This window comes from Curtobacterium sp. 1310 (assembly GCF_017834105.1).
Classification (GTDB): Bacteria; Actinomycetota; Actinomycetes; order Actinomycetales; family Microbacteriaceae; genus Curtobacterium.
In genome coordinates, this window is sequence record NZ_JAFICY010000004.1 from 364,766 (window position 1) to 379,602 (window position 14,837).

Genomic DNA, 14,837 nt, shown 5'->3' on the forward strand with positions numbered 1-14,837 from the left:
GCGCACAGGTTGACGGCGCGCCGTTCCCGCAGACCGGTCCCGCGCCTCCAGACCGTAGAGTGACGCGCGTCATGCAGCCCAGTCCCGCGCAGCCCCGGTCCGCCCAGCCCCGCGTCACCGCGGTCCTCGTGACCGCGAACGGCGGCGAGCACCTCGACCGGACCCTGGACGCCCTCGTCGCCCAGACCCGGCACCCCGACAACCTGGTCGTCGTCGACGTCGGTTCCACCGACGGGTCGACGGCCGAGCTCGCCCTGGGCGGGTCCGCCGGGCTCGTGCGCCTGCCGGCCGGGCGCCCCTTCGGCGAGGCCGTCGCGGCGGGGGAGCGCGAAGCGCCGACCGCCGACGGCGACGACGGGACCGACGCAGCGCCCGACGAGTGGCTGTGGCTGCTCGGACACGACAACGCTCCGGCACCGACCGCACTCGCCGAGATGCTCTCCGCGGTCGAGATCGCGCCGTCCGTCGTGGTCGCCGGGCCGAAGCTCGTCGACACGGACGACCCCGCACGGATCCGTGCGTTCGGGGAGAGCACGACGCGCGCCGGCCGATCGCTGGCCCTCGTGCAGGACGAGCTCGACCAGGGCCAGCACGACCGGCACACCGACGTGATGGGCGTGTCCGCCGCCGGCATGCTCGTGCGCCGCTCGGTCTGGCGCGAACTCCGCGGCTTCGACCCGGCGCTGCCGGACGTCGACGCCGCGCTCGACCTCTGCATCCGTGCGCGCCTCGCCGGACACCGCGTCGCCGTGGTGCCCGAGGCCCGCGTGACGAGTGCCGGACCGATCGAGGAGTTCGGCCGCAAGCGCGTCTCCGAGGGGCGGCGCGTGCGCCTGCACCGCCAGGCGCAACTGCACCGCCGGCTGACGTACGCCCCCGCCGGGCTGCTCTGGTTGCACTGGCTGCTGCTCGTGCCGACCGCGCTCGTCCGGGCCGTCGGCCACCTCGTCGCGAAGCACCCCGCCGCGGTCTCCGGTGAACTCGCCGCCGCCCTCGCCTTGGCCTTCGGTGGCGGCGTCCGACGGGCGCGGGCGAACGCCGCGCGGACCCGTCGGGTCGGGTGGGCTGCCGTCGAGCCCCTCCGTGTCAGCTGGCGCCGGGTGCACGAGCGACGGACCACCTCGCGCGACGTCGAACTCGCCCGGGTCGAGGACGCCCCGATCGCGCGGGCATCGTTCCTCGGCGACGGCGGCGTGTGGGTCGTGCTCGCGGCGGCCGCGCTCAGCGTGGTGACGCTGTACCCGCTGCTCGGCACCCCCGCGGTCACGGGCGGCGGACTCCTGCCGCTCAGCACCTCGATCGGGCGGCTGTGGCAGAACGTCGGCTACGGCTGGCACTCGGTCGGGACCGGCTCCACCGGCCCGAGCGACCCGTTCGCCGCCGTGCTCGCCGTGCTCGGCTCGATCACCGCCTGGTCGCCGTCGACCTCGGTCGTGGTCGTGCTCCTGCTCTCGTTCCCGCTCGCCGCGCTCGGCGCCTGGTTCGTGGTCCGCAAGGTCACCACCCGCACCTGGGTGCCCGTCGTCGGTGCCGCGCTGTACACGATCACCCCGACGCTCGTCGGCGCCGTCACGACCGGACACCTCGGGGCCGTCATCGCGCACGTGCTGCTCCCGTGGCTGCTGCTGGCGGTGCTCGAGGCGCACCGCTCGTGGGCATGGGCGTCCGGCGCGTCGCTGCTCTTCGCGGTCGTCGCGGCCTCGGCGCCGTCGCTGCTGCCGGTCCTGCTGGTCGGGTGGGTCGTGTCCCTCGTCGTCGGCTGGCGGCGTGCGCACCGTCGGGTCTTCATCCCGGTCCCCGCCGCCGTGCTCTTCCTGCCGCTCGTCCTGGCGCAGGTCGCCCGCGGCAACCCGCTCGCGGTGTTCGCGGACCCGGGCGTCCCCTCCGCCACGCGCGCCCCCTCGGCGCTCCAGCTCGCGGTCGGGCAGCCGCTGCCGGACTGGAGCGGGTGGCTCCCCGCGACGACGTCCCTCGGGCTCGCGGCGGCGGTCCTGCCCGTCGCGATGGCCGTCCTCGCGCTGCCGGTCGTCGTGCTCGCGGTCGGGGCGCTCCTCGGACACCGCTGGGCCGTCGCCGGCGCAGCGCTCGTCCTGGCGCTCCTCGGCTACGCGACGGCCTTCGGTGCGACCCACCTCACCGTCACCGGGGTCGGTTCGACCACGACGATCGTGTGGCCCGGCAGCGCCCTGTCCGTGACGGCGCTCGGCATCGTGCTCGCGGCGTCGATCGGCATCGACGTGCTGCCGCGGACCGCTCCGGTCACCGCACTCGTCGCGGCGGTGTTCGCCGGGGTCGCGGTCACCCCCGCCTTCGCCGCGTCCACCCTCGGTGACACGCTCCTGCAGCCGACCACCGGACGGGTCCTGAGCGCCTACGTGAACGCCGAGGCCCAGGCCAACCCGGACGTCGGCACGCTCGTGGTCGACCCGCAGACCGACGGCTCCCTCGCGGTGTCGCTCGAACGCGGCCAGGGCTCGACGCTCGACGACCAGACGACGCTCGACTCCACCGCGCTCCGCCTCAGCAGGTCGGGCGCGCAGCTGGCCACGCTCGCCGGGAACCTCGCCAGCCGCAGCGGGTACGACCCCGAACCCGCGCTCCGCGAGCTCGGCATCTCGTTCGTGCTGCTCGACGACGCACCGGACGCCGACGCGGCGCAGCAGGTGCACGACCGTGCGGCCGGAGCGATCGGCCAGGACGCCCGGTTCACGAGCATCGGCGAGACCACCTCCGGCCGGCTCTTCCACTACGAGGGCGACGTCGACCGGGTGTCCACCGGTTCGGCCGCGACCCAGGCGACGCACGTGCTCTACCTGATCGTGCTCGGCGTGGTCTTCGGCGCAGCGGCCCTGCTCGCCGTCCCGACCGCACCACGTCGCCGCCGTGCCACCTCGAACGTCATCGAGGCCGAGGAACCAGCCACCACCTTCGACGAGGAGCGCGACGAATGAGCACCGAGCACCGGTCCGTCCGACGGTGGGTCGTCCGCGGCACCGCGACCGCGGTCGCCGTGGTCGTCGCCGCCGGCGCCGTGACGGCCGCGCACGCGATCGGCACCGAGAGCACCGCGCTCCGCCCGGCCGGTCGACTCGTCACACCGGTGCCCGCCGACGCCGAGCGCGTGTGCGCCGGCAGCGCGCTGCGGCTCTCGGACGAGTCCGGGAACGACGCGACGACGGCCAGCACCGTCGGGTCGTCGGAGGTCGCGACCGGCACCACCGGCAGCACCGTCGACCGGTCGACCCTCGGCTCGTCGACCACCGGCGGCAGCGACCCCCAGCTCCTCACCGCGCCCGCCGGTGACAGCACGCCGCAGGTCGCCGGCAGCACCTCGCAGAGCGTGTCGTCGGGGGACCTCGTCGGCTTCGGCGCGGCGTCCTGCGACGACCCCGGCCAGTCGACCTGGCTGGTCGGCGGCTCCACCGAGACCGGCCGGACCAGCCTCATCACGCTGTCGAACCCGACGGACGTCAACGCCACCGTGGACCTCGACGTGTTCGACGCCTCCGGTACCGTGCAGGCGCCCGGGACCACCGGCATCGTGGTCGCACCGAACACGCAGAAGGTCGTGCCGCTGTCCGGTTTCGTCGCCGACCAGGGATCGACGGTCGTGCACGTGACCTCGTCCGGCGGGCAGATCGTCGCGCACATGCAGGAGAACATCGTGCGGACGCTGACCCCGGGCGGCTACGACGTCGTCTCCGGCGGCGCCGCACCGGCGCGGACGCAGGTGATCCCCGCGGTCGTGCTGAGCGGCGCCGAGGAGGCGCAGCGCGGGGACGACACCGAGGACGCCACCCCGGTGCTCCGCCTGTTCGTCCCCGGCGACCGCGCTGCACGCGTGACCGTCGGCATCACGACGGCGGACGGCGGCGGTTCGACGGTGAACGCGACCGCTGAGCCCGGGGTCGTCACCGACGTCGCCCTCGACGACTTCCCGGACGGGCGGTACTCGCTCACGGTGACGTCGACGGAGCCGCTCGTCGCGGGGGCCCGCACCACGAAGCCGACCGACGACGGTCGGACCGACCTCGGCTGGTTCGCGTCCGCGGAGCCCCTCGGCGACCGTGTCGTGACCGCGGTCGCGCCCGGCGGCGGGTCGCGGATGAACCTCGTCAACCCGACGCGGTCGGACGCGACGGTGACGATCACCTCGGGGGACCGTGAGCAGGAGGTGGACGTCGCCTCGGGCAGCACGGCCACCGTGCAGGTCCCGGTGTCGACGCAGCTCGAGCTCACCGGCGCCGAGGGGCTCGTCGCGGGCGTCAGCTACGACGCGGACGACGGCATCGCCGGCTTCCCGGTGCGGCCGGCGACGGAGGTCTCGACCCCGGTGCGCGTCTACCCCTGACGCCGGGGCCCGTCGGTCAGCGGTGGCGGTGCCGGTCGGACGCATGGTGCGGCCGTGGGTGCTGGTCCGTGTCGGTCACCGGTGGCGGTACCGGTCGGGTGCCGGGTCCGGCCGTGGATGCTGGTCCGTGTCGGTCACCGGTGGCGGTACCGGTCGGGTGCCGGGTCCGGCCGTGGGTGCTGGTCCGTGTCGGTCACCGGTGGCGGTACCGGTCGGGTGCCGGGTCCGGCCGTGGGTGCTGTTCCCTGTCGGTCACCGGTGGCGGTACCGGTCGGGCGCCGGGTCCGGCCGTGGGCGCTGGTCCCTGTCGGTCACCAGTGGCGGTACCGGTCGGGCGCCAGGTCCCACGGGTCCTTGTCGATGAGCTCGCCGACCGCACGGAACACCGCGGTCTCGATGATCACGCGGCGGTCCGTGTCGTCCTTCTCCGGACTCCGGGTGACCCGCTCGACGGGGATCCGGAACAGCGTCACGCGCCGGTCGCCGCGGTCGACCCGCCAGCGGGGGAGGCGGTCCGGCAGCGTCTGGTCGGTCGGCATGTCGGCCACCTGGAACACCACCCCGGCGAGCTCGTCCGGCCAGAGCCCCACCAGGTAGTGGGCGGTGTCGCCGACGATGCGGTCGAACGTCTCGGCGCGCGTGATGACGGGCGCGAGCTCCGGTCCGGTGACACTCGACCGGCCACCGCGTCCGTGCCGTGACCGACCACGGGCGCGGTCGACGGGGGTGACGGTGGGGTGCTTCCGACGCATCCCGCCATCGTACGCGGCGAGGGCGTGGCCGACCCCGGCGACGGCCCTCGGCAGGCCGTCGCGGTGGTGCGCCCGGTAGGGTCGGTGCCGGTATGGACGTACGGATCTGCAGCAAGGTCGCCTGTGGCGCGAGCGCCTCGGCGACCCTGACGTACGACTACGGCGACTCCATGGTCGTCGTCGGGCCCCTCTCCACCCGTGTCGAGCCGCACGGGTACGACCTCTGCGCCCGCCACGCGGCCCGCCTGCGCGTGCCCCGCGGCTGGGACGTCGTGCGGCGCGAACCGATCCGGCGGGACGCAGCGCCCGCCGACTGAGGCCGCGCACCGCGGTCCCGGTGGCCCACGCCGCCGACCGACGGCCGCCGCGTGCGTCGGTTCCGGTGGCCCGCCCGCCGGAGGTGAGCCGGTCCGTCCAGCGTCTCCCGGTGCGGCCTGGAGGCCCGCCCGACGTCCGTGACGTCGTCTGACGGTCCGCGCCTCCCGGCGTGCCAGACTGACGCCATGTCGACCGAGACCCGCACCGCCGCCCCGTTCCGCGTCGCCGACCTCGCCCTCGCCGAGGCGGGTCGCCACCAGATCCGCCTGGCCGAGAACGAGATGCCGGGCCTGATGGCCCTGCGTCAGGAGTTCGGGCCGTCGCAGCCGCTCGCCGGTGCGCGGATCGCCGGGTCCCTGCACATGACCGTGCAGACCGCGGTCCTCATCGAGACCCTCGTGGCCCTCGGCGCGCAGGTCCGTTGGGCGAGCTGCAACATCTTCTCCACGCAGGACGAGGCCGCCGCGGCGGTCGCTGTGGGGCCGACGGGGACCCCGGCGTCACCCGCGGGCGTCCCGGTGTTCGCGTGGAAGGGCGAGACGCTCGACGAGTACTGGTGGTGCACCGACCGCATCTTCGACTGGAGCGTCGAGGCCGCTGCCGCGGGGGAGTCGTGGACGGGGCCGAACCTCATCCTCGACGACGGCGGGGACGCGACGATGCTCCTGCACACCGGTGCGGACGCCGAGGCCGCCGGACGTGCTCCGGAGCCGGGGGCCGACGCGAGCGCCGAGTGGCGGATCGTGCTCGCGACCGTCGCCGCGTCGCTCGAGCGCTCCACCGACCGCTGGACCCGCATCGCGGCCGAGGTGCAGGGCGTCACCGAGGAGACCACCACGGGCGTGCACCGGTTGTACGAGCTCGCTCGGAAGGGCGAGCTGCGCTTCCCGGCGATCAACGTCAACGACTCGGTGACGAAGTCCAAGTTCGACAACAAGTACGGCATCCGGCACTCGCTGCCCGACGGGCTCAACCGGGCAACCGACGTGCTCATCGGCGGCAAGGTCGCCTTCGTCGTGGGCTACGGAGACGTCGGCAAGGGCGCCGCCGAGGCGCTCCGCGGCCAGGGCGCCCGGGTCGTCGTGTCCGAGGTCGACCCGATCTGCGCACTGCAGGCGGCGATGGACGGCTACCAGGTCGCCCGGCTGGCGGACGTCGCCGGCGAGGTCGACATCGTGGTGACCTGCACCGGCAACCTCGGCGTCGTCGGGGTCGACGAGGTGCTCGCGCTGAAGCACCTGGCGGTCGTCGCGAACGTCGGACACTTCGACAACGAGATCGACATGGCGGGGCTCGAGGCGCTGCCGGGGGTCGAGAAGGTCGAGATCAAGCCGCAGGTGCACGAGTGGCGGCTGCCGAACGGCCGCTCGGTCCTGGTGCTGAGCGAGGGACGGCTGATGAACCTCGGCAACGCGACGGGGCACCCCTCGTTCGTGATGAGCAACTCGTTCACGAACCAGGTCCTGGCGCAGATCGAACTGCACACGAGGCGCGAGGAGTACCCGACGGGGGTCTCCGTGCTGCCGAAGCACCTGGACGAGAAGGTCGCGCGCCTGCACCTCGACGCCCTCGGGGTCCGGCTCACCGAGCTCCGGCCGGAGCAGGCCGCCTACATCGGTGTGCCCGTCGAGGGCCCCTACAAGCCGGACCACTACCGGTACTGACCGCACCGGCGCCGCGCTGCTGCGCGGCTCCCGTCGCCGCGCGGGGCGGCGCCAGCTCCTCAGCGCGGGAAGCCCGGCGGCCGCGCCCCGGCGACGGCCGCCGCTCCGTCGAGCAGTGCTGCCCGCGCCCGCAGTGCCCGCACGTCGCGCTCCCGCCGCACGGCGACGACGCCCGCGAGGAACACCTCGGGGTGGACGTCCGGCACCGGGGAGGCGTGCTCCGCGACCGCCGCCGCGAGCATCCGCGCGGCGGTCTCGCGCGCTTCCGGCCGTAGGTCGCCGGCCGACCGGAAGAAGGCCCCGAGGCGGTCCTCGAGCCGCTGCGGCAGCGCCGACACGTCCGCCACCGCTGCCCACGGCACGAGTTCGACCGGCAGCAGGACCTCCACGTCGCGCCGACGTGCGCCGCGTTCGTGCTGCACGAAGGTGCCGGCGAGCAGGTCGCCGAGGCGTCTGGGGCGCGAGCCGAACAGCGCCACGACGAACGCGACGGAGCCCAGGGTGGACCAGAGCTCGAGCAGCCCGACCAGTGCGCGGGTGAAGGCGTGCCGGAACCCGATCGCGCCTCCGTCGACCCGCACCACCCGGGTCCCGGCGGCGTACCGTCCGACGCTCTTGCCCCGCGTGACGGTCTCGACCCCGGCCGGGACGAGCACGAGCACCGTCACCGCGGCCCCGATGCCGAGGGGGAACAGCCACACGGTGTCGGCGCCGGGCGGCCACACCCTCGCGAGCCCGAACAGCAGCATGGCGAGCAGCGCCACGAGGCAGACCCCGTCGAGCAGCGCCGCCGCGAGTCGCAGCACGATGCCGGCCGGCTGCACGTCGAGCGCGACGGCCTCGCCGACGACGAGCTCGTCGGCGGTCTCGTCGAGCGTCCCGCCGAAGCGGGCGTCGGACAGGTCGCGTGGCACGCGCGTCTTCCCCATGGGATCATTCTGTCGTGAGCGGGTCCCCTCGGGGGCCCGGTGTGTGCGATCGGGGGAGGCACGTGGACCTGGAGGCCTACAGCGCGGTGCACGGCGACCGCTGGGACGAGGTCGACCGGCTCGCCCGCGCCCGACACGGGTCGGGCGCGGACGCGGACCGGCTGGTCAGCGGCTACCAGGAGGTCGCGACCGACCTCGCGCGGGTCCGCGGCGTCGCGCCCGGCTCCGCGGTCGGGGACCGCCTGTCCCGCACCGTGTTCCGCGCACGACTGCGCTTCACGGGCACGCCGGTCGACCCCCTGACCGCCGTCACGACGTTCTTCGCGCGGCACCTCCCGGCGGCGCTGTACCGCATCCGCTGGGTCACGGTCTGGGTCGCGGCGGCAACGGTCGCGATCACGGCGATCGTGGCCGTGTGGATCGCGTCGACCCCGGGAGCGGTCACGACGTTCGGCACGCCGGAGGCCCTGCGGCAGTACGCGACGGAGGACTTCCAGGCGTACTACTCCGACCACGGCCTGGGGGCGTTCACCGCGCAGGTGTGGTCGAACAACGCCTTCATCGCGGCACGCATGGTGGCCTTCGGCATCACGGGGCTCTACGTCCCGGTGTCGATCGTGCAGAACGCGGTGAGCCTCGGCGTCTCCGCGGCGATCATGCACTCGCAGGGGCGGCTCGGCGACTTCTTCCTCTGGATCGCTCCGCACGGTCAGCTCGAGCTGTACTCGGTCTTCCTCGCCGGTGCCGCCGGCCTGATGATCTGCTGGTCGTGGATCGCCCCCGGTGCGCGCACGCGGGCGCAGGCCCTGGCGGAGGACGGTCGAGCCCTCCTCACGGTCGCGGTCGGTCTCGCGCTCACCCTGCTCCTCTCCGGGCTGGTCGAGGGCGTGGTGACCCGCCAGGACTGGCCGTGGCCGGTGAAGATCGGGATCGGCACGGTCGCACTGGCCGCGGTGCTCTGGTACCAGTGGGTGCTCGGCGGCCGTGCGTTCCGCGCGGGTGAGCGCGGTGACGTCGAGGAGTTCGAGCGCGGCGCGACGGCGCTCACCGCGGGCTGAGCCGAGGGCTGCGCCGTGGGTCGTGCGCCCGCCGCCCGCGGCTCAGAGCCGGCCGGCCGCCTTCGCGCGGACGTACGCGTCGGCGACGGCCGGTGGCACGGCCCCGGGCCCACCGCGCACGACCTCGGCGCCGGCCCGGCGTGCGACGTCCCCGACGCCGTCCGCGTCGAGCAGGGTCCGTTCCGCGGCCGCTCGTCGGTAGACGTCGCGCTCGGCACCGGACCCGGCCAGGAGGCGCGACATCCGTCCGTCCCGCTGCTCCGGTGTCCCGTGACCGGCTCCGGTGACCCCGCTCGCCATCCGCTCGACGGCCGGGTCCGCGATGCTCGTGACGACGACGGCGTGCCGTCGCGCGAGCCGGGGGAGCACCGCGAGCAGGTCGGCCGAGGCGCCGACGGAGTCCAGGCTCGACAGGAGCACGACGAACGAACGTGAGGTCGTCACGGCGTCGACGGCTGCCGGGACCGCCGACCAGGCCGTCGCCGCGAGGCCCGGCTCGGCGAGTGCGAGCCGTTCGCCGAAGCGTCGCACCACGTCGGTCCGCGTCGCACCGTGGACCCGGTCGCGGACGGTGTCGTCGAGCACGACCAGCTCGACCCGGTCGCCGGCAGCCGTCGCGAGCGCGCCGAGCAGCAGCGCGGACTCGATGAACGTGTCGAGCCGCGGCTCGTCGTCGACGCGTCCGGCGCCGGCACGACCGGCATCGACGACGATGACGACGCGGCGGTCACGCTCCGGTCGCCACGTCCGGACGACCAGGTCCTGCCGCCGGGCGGTCGCGCGCCAGTCGATCGACCGCACGTCGTCGCCGCGCACGTAGTCGCGCAGGGAGTCGAACTCCGTCCCGTGACCCCGCAGTTGCAGGGTGGTCTCACCGTCGAGTTCGCGGAGCCGGGCGAGCCGGGAGGGCAGGTGCCGACGCGACCGGAAGGGCGGCGTGACCACCAGCGCACCGGGCGCGTCCAGGACGGCCTGCCGGGCGGCGAGGCCGAGCGGGCCGAAGGACCGGACGGCGACCCCGGCGCTGGTGCGACGGCCGCGACGGAAGGGCGTGAAGCGCACCCGGGCGGTCCGGCGTTCCCCGGCGGGCACCGTCGAGCGGATCCGGTGCGGCCCGTGGCCGGCGGAGGGCTCCCACATGTCCCGGACGACCGCGCGCAGCGGCCGACGTCCGTCGTTCGCCAGGACGAGCGTGCCGTCGGCGGTGCTGCCGCGTCGGACCAGCTGCGGCATCCGTCGCTCGACGCGGACCGAGCCCGGATCGGCGGCGAGCAGGACGTCGAGCCCGGCGGCGAGCACCACGACGGCCGCCCACGCCACGCCGCCCCAGGCACTGCCGAGCAGCACCGTGGGGACGATCGCGACCGCCAGGAGCGCGACGAAGCGACCGGAGACGGCCACTAGAAGGGCACCCGGACCTGCTCGACGACCTGCTGCAGCACCCCGTCCACCCCGACGCCCTCGAGCTCGGCGTCCGCGGCCACGCGCAGCCGGTGCCGCCAGACCGGCAGGAGCATCGCCTGCACGTGGTCCGGTGTGATCGCGTCGTAGCCGGTGAGCCACGCCCACGCCTTCGCGGCGGCGAGGAGCGCCGTCGCACCGCGGGGGCTCACGCCGATGCGGACGGACGGCGCCTGCCGGGTGGCGCGGGCGAGGTCGACCACGTACGCCAGGACGTCGTCGCGCGCCCCCACCGCGCGGACGGCCCGCTGCGCCGCGAGGACCTCGTCGACGCCGAGCACCGGCCGGACTCCGGCGGACCTGACGTCCCGCGGGACGAAGCCGTCCGCGTGCCGACGGAGCACCTGCCACTCGACGTCCCGGGGCGGCACGTCGAGCGTGAGCTTCATCAGGAAGCGGTCGAGCTGCGCCTCCGGCAGCGTGTAGGTCCCCTCGAACTCGATGGGGTTCATCGTCGCGGCGACGAAGAACGGGTCGGGCAGCGGCCGCGCGGCGCCGTCCACGCTGACCTGGCGTTCCTCCATCGCCTCGAGCAGTGCGGACTGCGTCTTCGGCGGCGTGCGGTTCACCTCGTCGGCGAGCAGCACGTTCGTGAAGACCGGGCCCTCGCGGAACGGGAAGGTGCCGGTCGACGCGTCGAACACGAGCGAGCCCGTGACGTCCCCGGGCATCAGGTCCGGGGTGAACTGGATGCGCTTCGTGTCGAGCGACATGGCCGCTGCGAGGCTGCGCACCAGCAGCGTCTTCGCGACGCCGGGGACGCCCTCGAGCAGGACGTGGCCCTGCGCGAGGATGCCGACGATCATCCCGGACACGGCGCCCTCCTGGCCGACGACGGCCTTGCCCACCTCGGCGCGGAGCCGGCCGAAGGCGTCCCGGAGCGCGTCGGTGCCGCCGGTCGGGCGTGCCGTGGCGTCCGGTTCCGTGGCGGGCCGCGTCCTGGTGGTGGACGCAGCGTCGGTCCGGGTCGTGCCGTTCGGTTCCTGGGCGGGTGACGGATCGGTCACGGTCGTGCTCCTCGTCGGTTGCGGTGGGGCGTTCGGGGGGTGGAGGTCTGCGGGACGGGGGCGCCGGTCGCCGCGCGGACGGCACGCTCGAGCTTGCCCAGGGCCGCTGCGCCGTCGCGGAGCGCACGGTCGTCGGTCGTCGGGCCGCCCACCAGGACGGCGCCGACGGCGGGGTCGGGACGACCGGTCGCGCGGGCCGCGGCACGGACGACCTCGTCGACGTGCGCACTGCGGGGGAGCCCGAGGCGGTGCCCGACCCGTCGGAGCGCTGCGAGCCGCAGGGTGTCCAGCGCGTGCGTGCGGTCCCGGGTCCTGGCGTAGAGGCGTGCGCGCCCCTCGGTGGTCTCGGAGGCGCGGACGACCACGGGCATCCGTTCCACGACGAGCGGCCCGAGCCGGCGACCGCGCCAGACACCGGCCGCGACCGCGACGAGGCCGAGCAGCAGCAGGGCGCCGGGCACCCACGACGGTGCGAGCGAGCCGATCGTCGGCGCGGCGTCGGCCGACGTCCGGGTCGGCGTGTACCAGACGAGCCGGTCACCGGAACCGAGCAGGTCGAGTGCGAAGGCGGCGTTGCCCGCGGTCGTGATCGTGTCGTTCCGCAGCGCCCCCGTCGTGCCGACCAGGGTGACGTCGCCGCCGGGCGTGGCGGTCCGGACGATGCCGGCGACGCGGTCGTCCCCGCTGCCGGTCGTGGCGCAGAGGTCGGTGCCGGACGGGACGGGGCCGTCCGACGGCGGGCGGTAGCCCTGGCCGCTCGTGGTGATGCGCTCGGCGGCGGCGACGGCCGGGACGGCGCACCCGGTGGTCGCGACGGTGTCGTCCCCGAGCACGGGGCCGGCGGCGACCACGTCGAGGCCCAGGGCGTCGAGTGCGGCCTGGTCCGTGGTGACCAGGACGACGTGCTCGGCCGAGCGACCGAGTCGGCGGGCGACCCCGGCGTCGAGGGCGCCGGCGGAGTCGTCGACCAGCACCGTCGCACCGCGGAGTGCGTCGCCGTCGAGGCCGTCCACGCGGTCGACCACGTCGACCCGGGTGCCCTGCTGTTCGAGCACCCGGACGAGCGCCCGGGCACCGCTCGCCGTCGTCGAGGCCGGGTCGAGCGGCTCGCGGGACGGGTCGGTGGAGGACTGCACCGCCGCGGTGAGCCCGGCGAGCAGCAGGCCGACGAGCACGATGACGACCCAGAAGGCGACACGACCGAGCCTGCCCGGGGCGCGGACGACGCGGGTCGCGGTCGCGGCGGCGCTCACGTCGACACCGCCGGTGCGACCGCGGGTCGGGCACCGCGCACCGTCGCCTCGGTGTCGATGACCGAGCGTGCCGTGGCCTCGTCGGCCTCGGTGCCGAGGTACCGGACGTCGTCGAAGGCGCGCGCTGCCCGGTCGATCCGGTCCGCGTGGTCGGGGAACCACCGTGCCGCGCGGCCGGCGACGGCCCGTGCCGTGGCGCCGGGGACCTCGCGCGCGAGGTCGCGTTCGGCGAGTCCGCGCGCGACGGCGCGGTACCCGTCGAGGACCGCGGCGGACCAGTCGCCCGCGCGCAGGGCGGAGCGGGCGGCGTCGCCGAGCTCGCGGGCGGACCGGACGTCGTCGGCGTCGAAGACGCTCCCGTCGTCGGACCGCGCGGTGCGGGCCCGGCGACGGGGGAGACCGCGGGCGACGACCACGAGCACGACGACCGCCACGAGCACGACGACCGCGATCCAGAGCACGGACTGCCCGAGGACGGGGGAGTCCAGCCCGCCGCCCGGGCGGAAGGACCCGAGCCACTCGAGCACGTGGCGCGAGGCCCGGTCCCACCAGGTCGCGCGCGCACCGTCGTAGTCGGCTCGCTCGAGCTCGCGTTCGAGCAGTCGACGTGCCTCGTCCGGACCGAGCGTCACGAGCCGCCCGGCCACGGTTGCCCCGGCCACTGCTGCGACGGCTGCTGTGGGCCGGGCCACTGCTGCGTGGGCTGCTGCGGGCCGGGCCACTGCTGCGTCGACGGCTGACCCGGCCAGGGCTGTCCGGGGCCCTGCTGTCCGGGCCAGGGCTGTCCGGGGCCCTGCTGTCCGGGCCCCTGCTGACCGGGCCACGGCGGGCGGGCGACGGCGGGCGCCGGTGCGAACGGGTCCGACGGCTCCCCGGTGTCCAGGTGCGCGGCGATCCGCTGGTCGAGCGCCTCGGTGCGGATGCGGCGGTCGAGGGCGAGGAAGGTCAGGACCGAGGCGCTGAGCACGTCGGTGACGCACTGCACGGCGATGGACAGCAGCGCACCGAGCACGATGGCCACGACGGCCCCGACGCCCACACCGGCGGCCGCGCCCGTCTGCCCGAGCGGGTCGAAGGCGCCGATGGCCAGGACCGTGCCGAACGTGAGCGGGATCGACGCGATCGACCCCGCGATCCCGAATGCGACCTGGACGAGCAGGACGATGCCGAAGGTGCGCCAGAACGCCCCGCGGGTGAGTCGCCACGACTGCGCCGCTGCCGAGAAGACGCCCCGGCCCTCGAGGGCGATCGTGGGGACGGTGAACGCGAACCTCGTCGCCAGCCAGGCGACCACGACGAGTGCGCCGAGGGCGAGCAGGAAGAACGCGCCGATGAAGCCGCCGATGCCGGAGCGACCCGCGACCAGACCGGCCGCGATGCCGACCACGAGTCCGCCGAACACCGCGCCGAGGACCAGGCCCGCGGCGAGCTGCAGCAGGATCCACGCGAGGACCGGCCACCGCCGACCGGCGAGGAGCGCCCAGAGGCCGCGGAAGCTCGCGCGGCGCCCGAGCACGCGCTGCCCGGTGTCCGCCGCGACCGGCGCGACGAGGAAGGCCCGGCCCAGGTAGGCCAGGAAGGGCAGCCCGACCGAGAGCACGAGGAAGAGGGTCACGGACCCGGCGACGACGTCCCCCGCGCCGCTCCCGCCGGCCTCGACCGCCGACGACATGCGCGCCTGCAGCGACTGCTGCCCGAAGGTGCTCGCCAGCGTCGCGAGGAGCCCGAGCACACCGCTGAGCAGCAGGCTCCAGAGGAGCAGGACGCGCGGGTTCCGCCGGAACACCGTGAACGCCCCCGCGAGCACGTCGCCCAGGCCGAGCGGACGGAGCGGGACGACCGGGCGCTGCGCCGGCGGTCGCTGCGGACCGGGACCGGGACGCCCGGGGCCGGCGTGCTGCTGCCAGCCCTGCTGGGCCGGCCACGGCTGCTGCCCCGACCACCCGGCGGACGACGGCTGCCCTGCGGGGTGGGACGGGCCTCCCGTCCGGTCCTCGCCCCCACCGGATCCCGGAACCTGCCAGTCGGCCATCGCCGCCCCCTC

Annotated in this window: 12 protein-coding genes; 5 read left to right on the top strand and 7 right to left on the bottom strand. The window is 75.4% G+C overall.

The genetic code is table 11. The features are described 5' to 3' along the window. The first annotated feature begins 71 nt into the window (after window positions 1-71). Both JOD95_RS12445 and JOD95_RS12450 read left to right on the top strand, forming a co-directional pair. Window positions 72-2,951 (top strand): glycosyltransferase family 2 protein, encoded by a 2,880-nt coding sequence (locus tag JOD95_RS12445; RefSeq protein WP_209685206.1) that lies wholly within the window; start codon window positions 72-74, stop codon window positions 2,949-2,951. Further along, window positions 2,948-4,351, top strand: coding sequence for a DUF5719 family protein (locus tag JOD95_RS12450; RefSeq protein ID WP_209685208.1), 1,404 nt, complete (start codon window positions 2,948-2,950; stop codon window positions 4,349-4,351). The genes JOD95_RS12445 and JOD95_RS12450 overlap by 4 nt, the downstream gene beginning before the upstream one ends. Before the next feature lie 311 nt (window positions 4,352-4,662). On the opposite strand, the gene JOD95_RS12455 is transcribed toward JOD95_RS12450, so the two are convergent. Continuing rightward, window positions 4,663-5,103, bottom strand: a complete 441-nt coding sequence (locus JOD95_RS12455; protein WP_066654996.1) for a metallopeptidase family protein — start codon at window positions 5,101-5,103, stop codon at window positions 4,663-4,665. 92 nt (window positions 5,104-5,195) lie between these two features. Between JOD95_RS12455 and JOD95_RS12460 the strand changes: the two genes are divergently transcribed. Together JOD95_RS12460 and ahcY are read left to right on the top strand one after the other, a co-directional pair. Beyond that, complete coding sequence (locus tag JOD95_RS12460) at window positions 5,196-5,420, top strand: DUF3499 family protein (protein ID WP_066654995.1); 225 nt, start codon at window positions 5,196-5,198, stop codon at window positions 5,418-5,420. A 186-nt stretch (window positions 5,421-5,606) separates the two neighbouring features. Beyond that, complete coding sequence (gene ahcY / locus JOD95_RS12465; RefSeq protein WP_209685210.1) at window positions 5,607-7,085, top strand: adenosylhomocysteinase; 1,479 nt, start codon at window positions 5,607-5,609, stop codon at window positions 7,083-7,085. A gap of 59 nt (window positions 7,086-7,144) precedes the next feature. Here ahcY and JOD95_RS12470 read toward each other — a convergent pair whose 3' ends face one another. Continuing rightward, a complete protein-coding gene (locus tag JOD95_RS12470; RefSeq protein WP_209685211.1) occupies window positions 7,145-8,014 on the bottom strand; it encodes an RDD family protein in 870 nt (289 codons plus the stop codon). A 62-nt stretch (window positions 8,015-8,076) separates the two neighbouring features. Here JOD95_RS12470 and JOD95_RS12475 point away from each other — a divergent pair, with 62 nt between their 5' ends. Next, complete coding sequence (locus JOD95_RS12475; protein ID WP_066654991.1) at window positions 8,077-9,072, top strand: stage II sporulation protein M; 996 nt, start codon at window positions 8,077-8,079, stop codon at window positions 9,070-9,072. A gap of 42 nt (window positions 9,073-9,114) precedes the next feature. Here JOD95_RS12475 and JOD95_RS12480 read toward each other — a convergent pair whose 3' ends face one another. From JOD95_RS12480 to JOD95_RS12500, 5 genes are read right to left on the bottom strand one after another with little or no spacing between them, the layout of a single operon-like run. Next, window positions 9,115-10,473: a DUF58 domain-containing protein gene (locus tag JOD95_RS12480; RefSeq protein ID WP_209685213.1), complete on the bottom strand. Its 1,359-nt coding sequence runs from the start codon at window positions 10,471-10,473 to the stop codon at window positions 9,115-9,117. Beyond that, the gene (locus JOD95_RS12485; RefSeq protein ID WP_374191732.1) at window positions 10,473-11,540 is read right to left on the bottom strand and encodes an AAA family ATPase; all 1,068 of its coding nucleotides are present in this window, start codon (window positions 11,538-11,540) and stop codon (window positions 10,473-10,475) included. Before JOD95_RS12485 ends, JOD95_RS12480 begins: the two co-directional genes overlap by 1 nt. After that, window positions 11,537-12,793, bottom strand: coding sequence for a DUF4350 domain-containing protein (locus JOD95_RS12490; protein ID WP_209685215.1), 1,257 nt, complete (start codon window positions 12,791-12,793; stop codon window positions 11,537-11,539). The genes JOD95_RS12485 and JOD95_RS12490 overlap by 4 nt, the downstream gene beginning before the upstream one ends. Continuing rightward, the gene (locus tag JOD95_RS12495; RefSeq protein WP_209685217.1) at window positions 12,790-13,425 is read right to left on the bottom strand and encodes a DUF4129 domain-containing protein; all 636 of its coding nucleotides are present in this window, start codon (window positions 13,423-13,425) and stop codon (window positions 12,790-12,792) included. The genes JOD95_RS12490 and JOD95_RS12495 overlap by 4 nt, the downstream gene beginning before the upstream one ends. Then, window positions 13,422-14,825, bottom strand: coding sequence for a glycerophosphoryl diester phosphodiesterase membrane domain-containing protein (locus JOD95_RS12500; RefSeq protein WP_209685219.1), 1,404 nt, complete (start codon window positions 14,823-14,825; stop codon window positions 13,422-13,424). The genes JOD95_RS12495 and JOD95_RS12500 overlap by 4 nt, the downstream gene beginning before the upstream one ends. Window positions 14,826-14,837 lie beyond the last annotated feature (12 nt).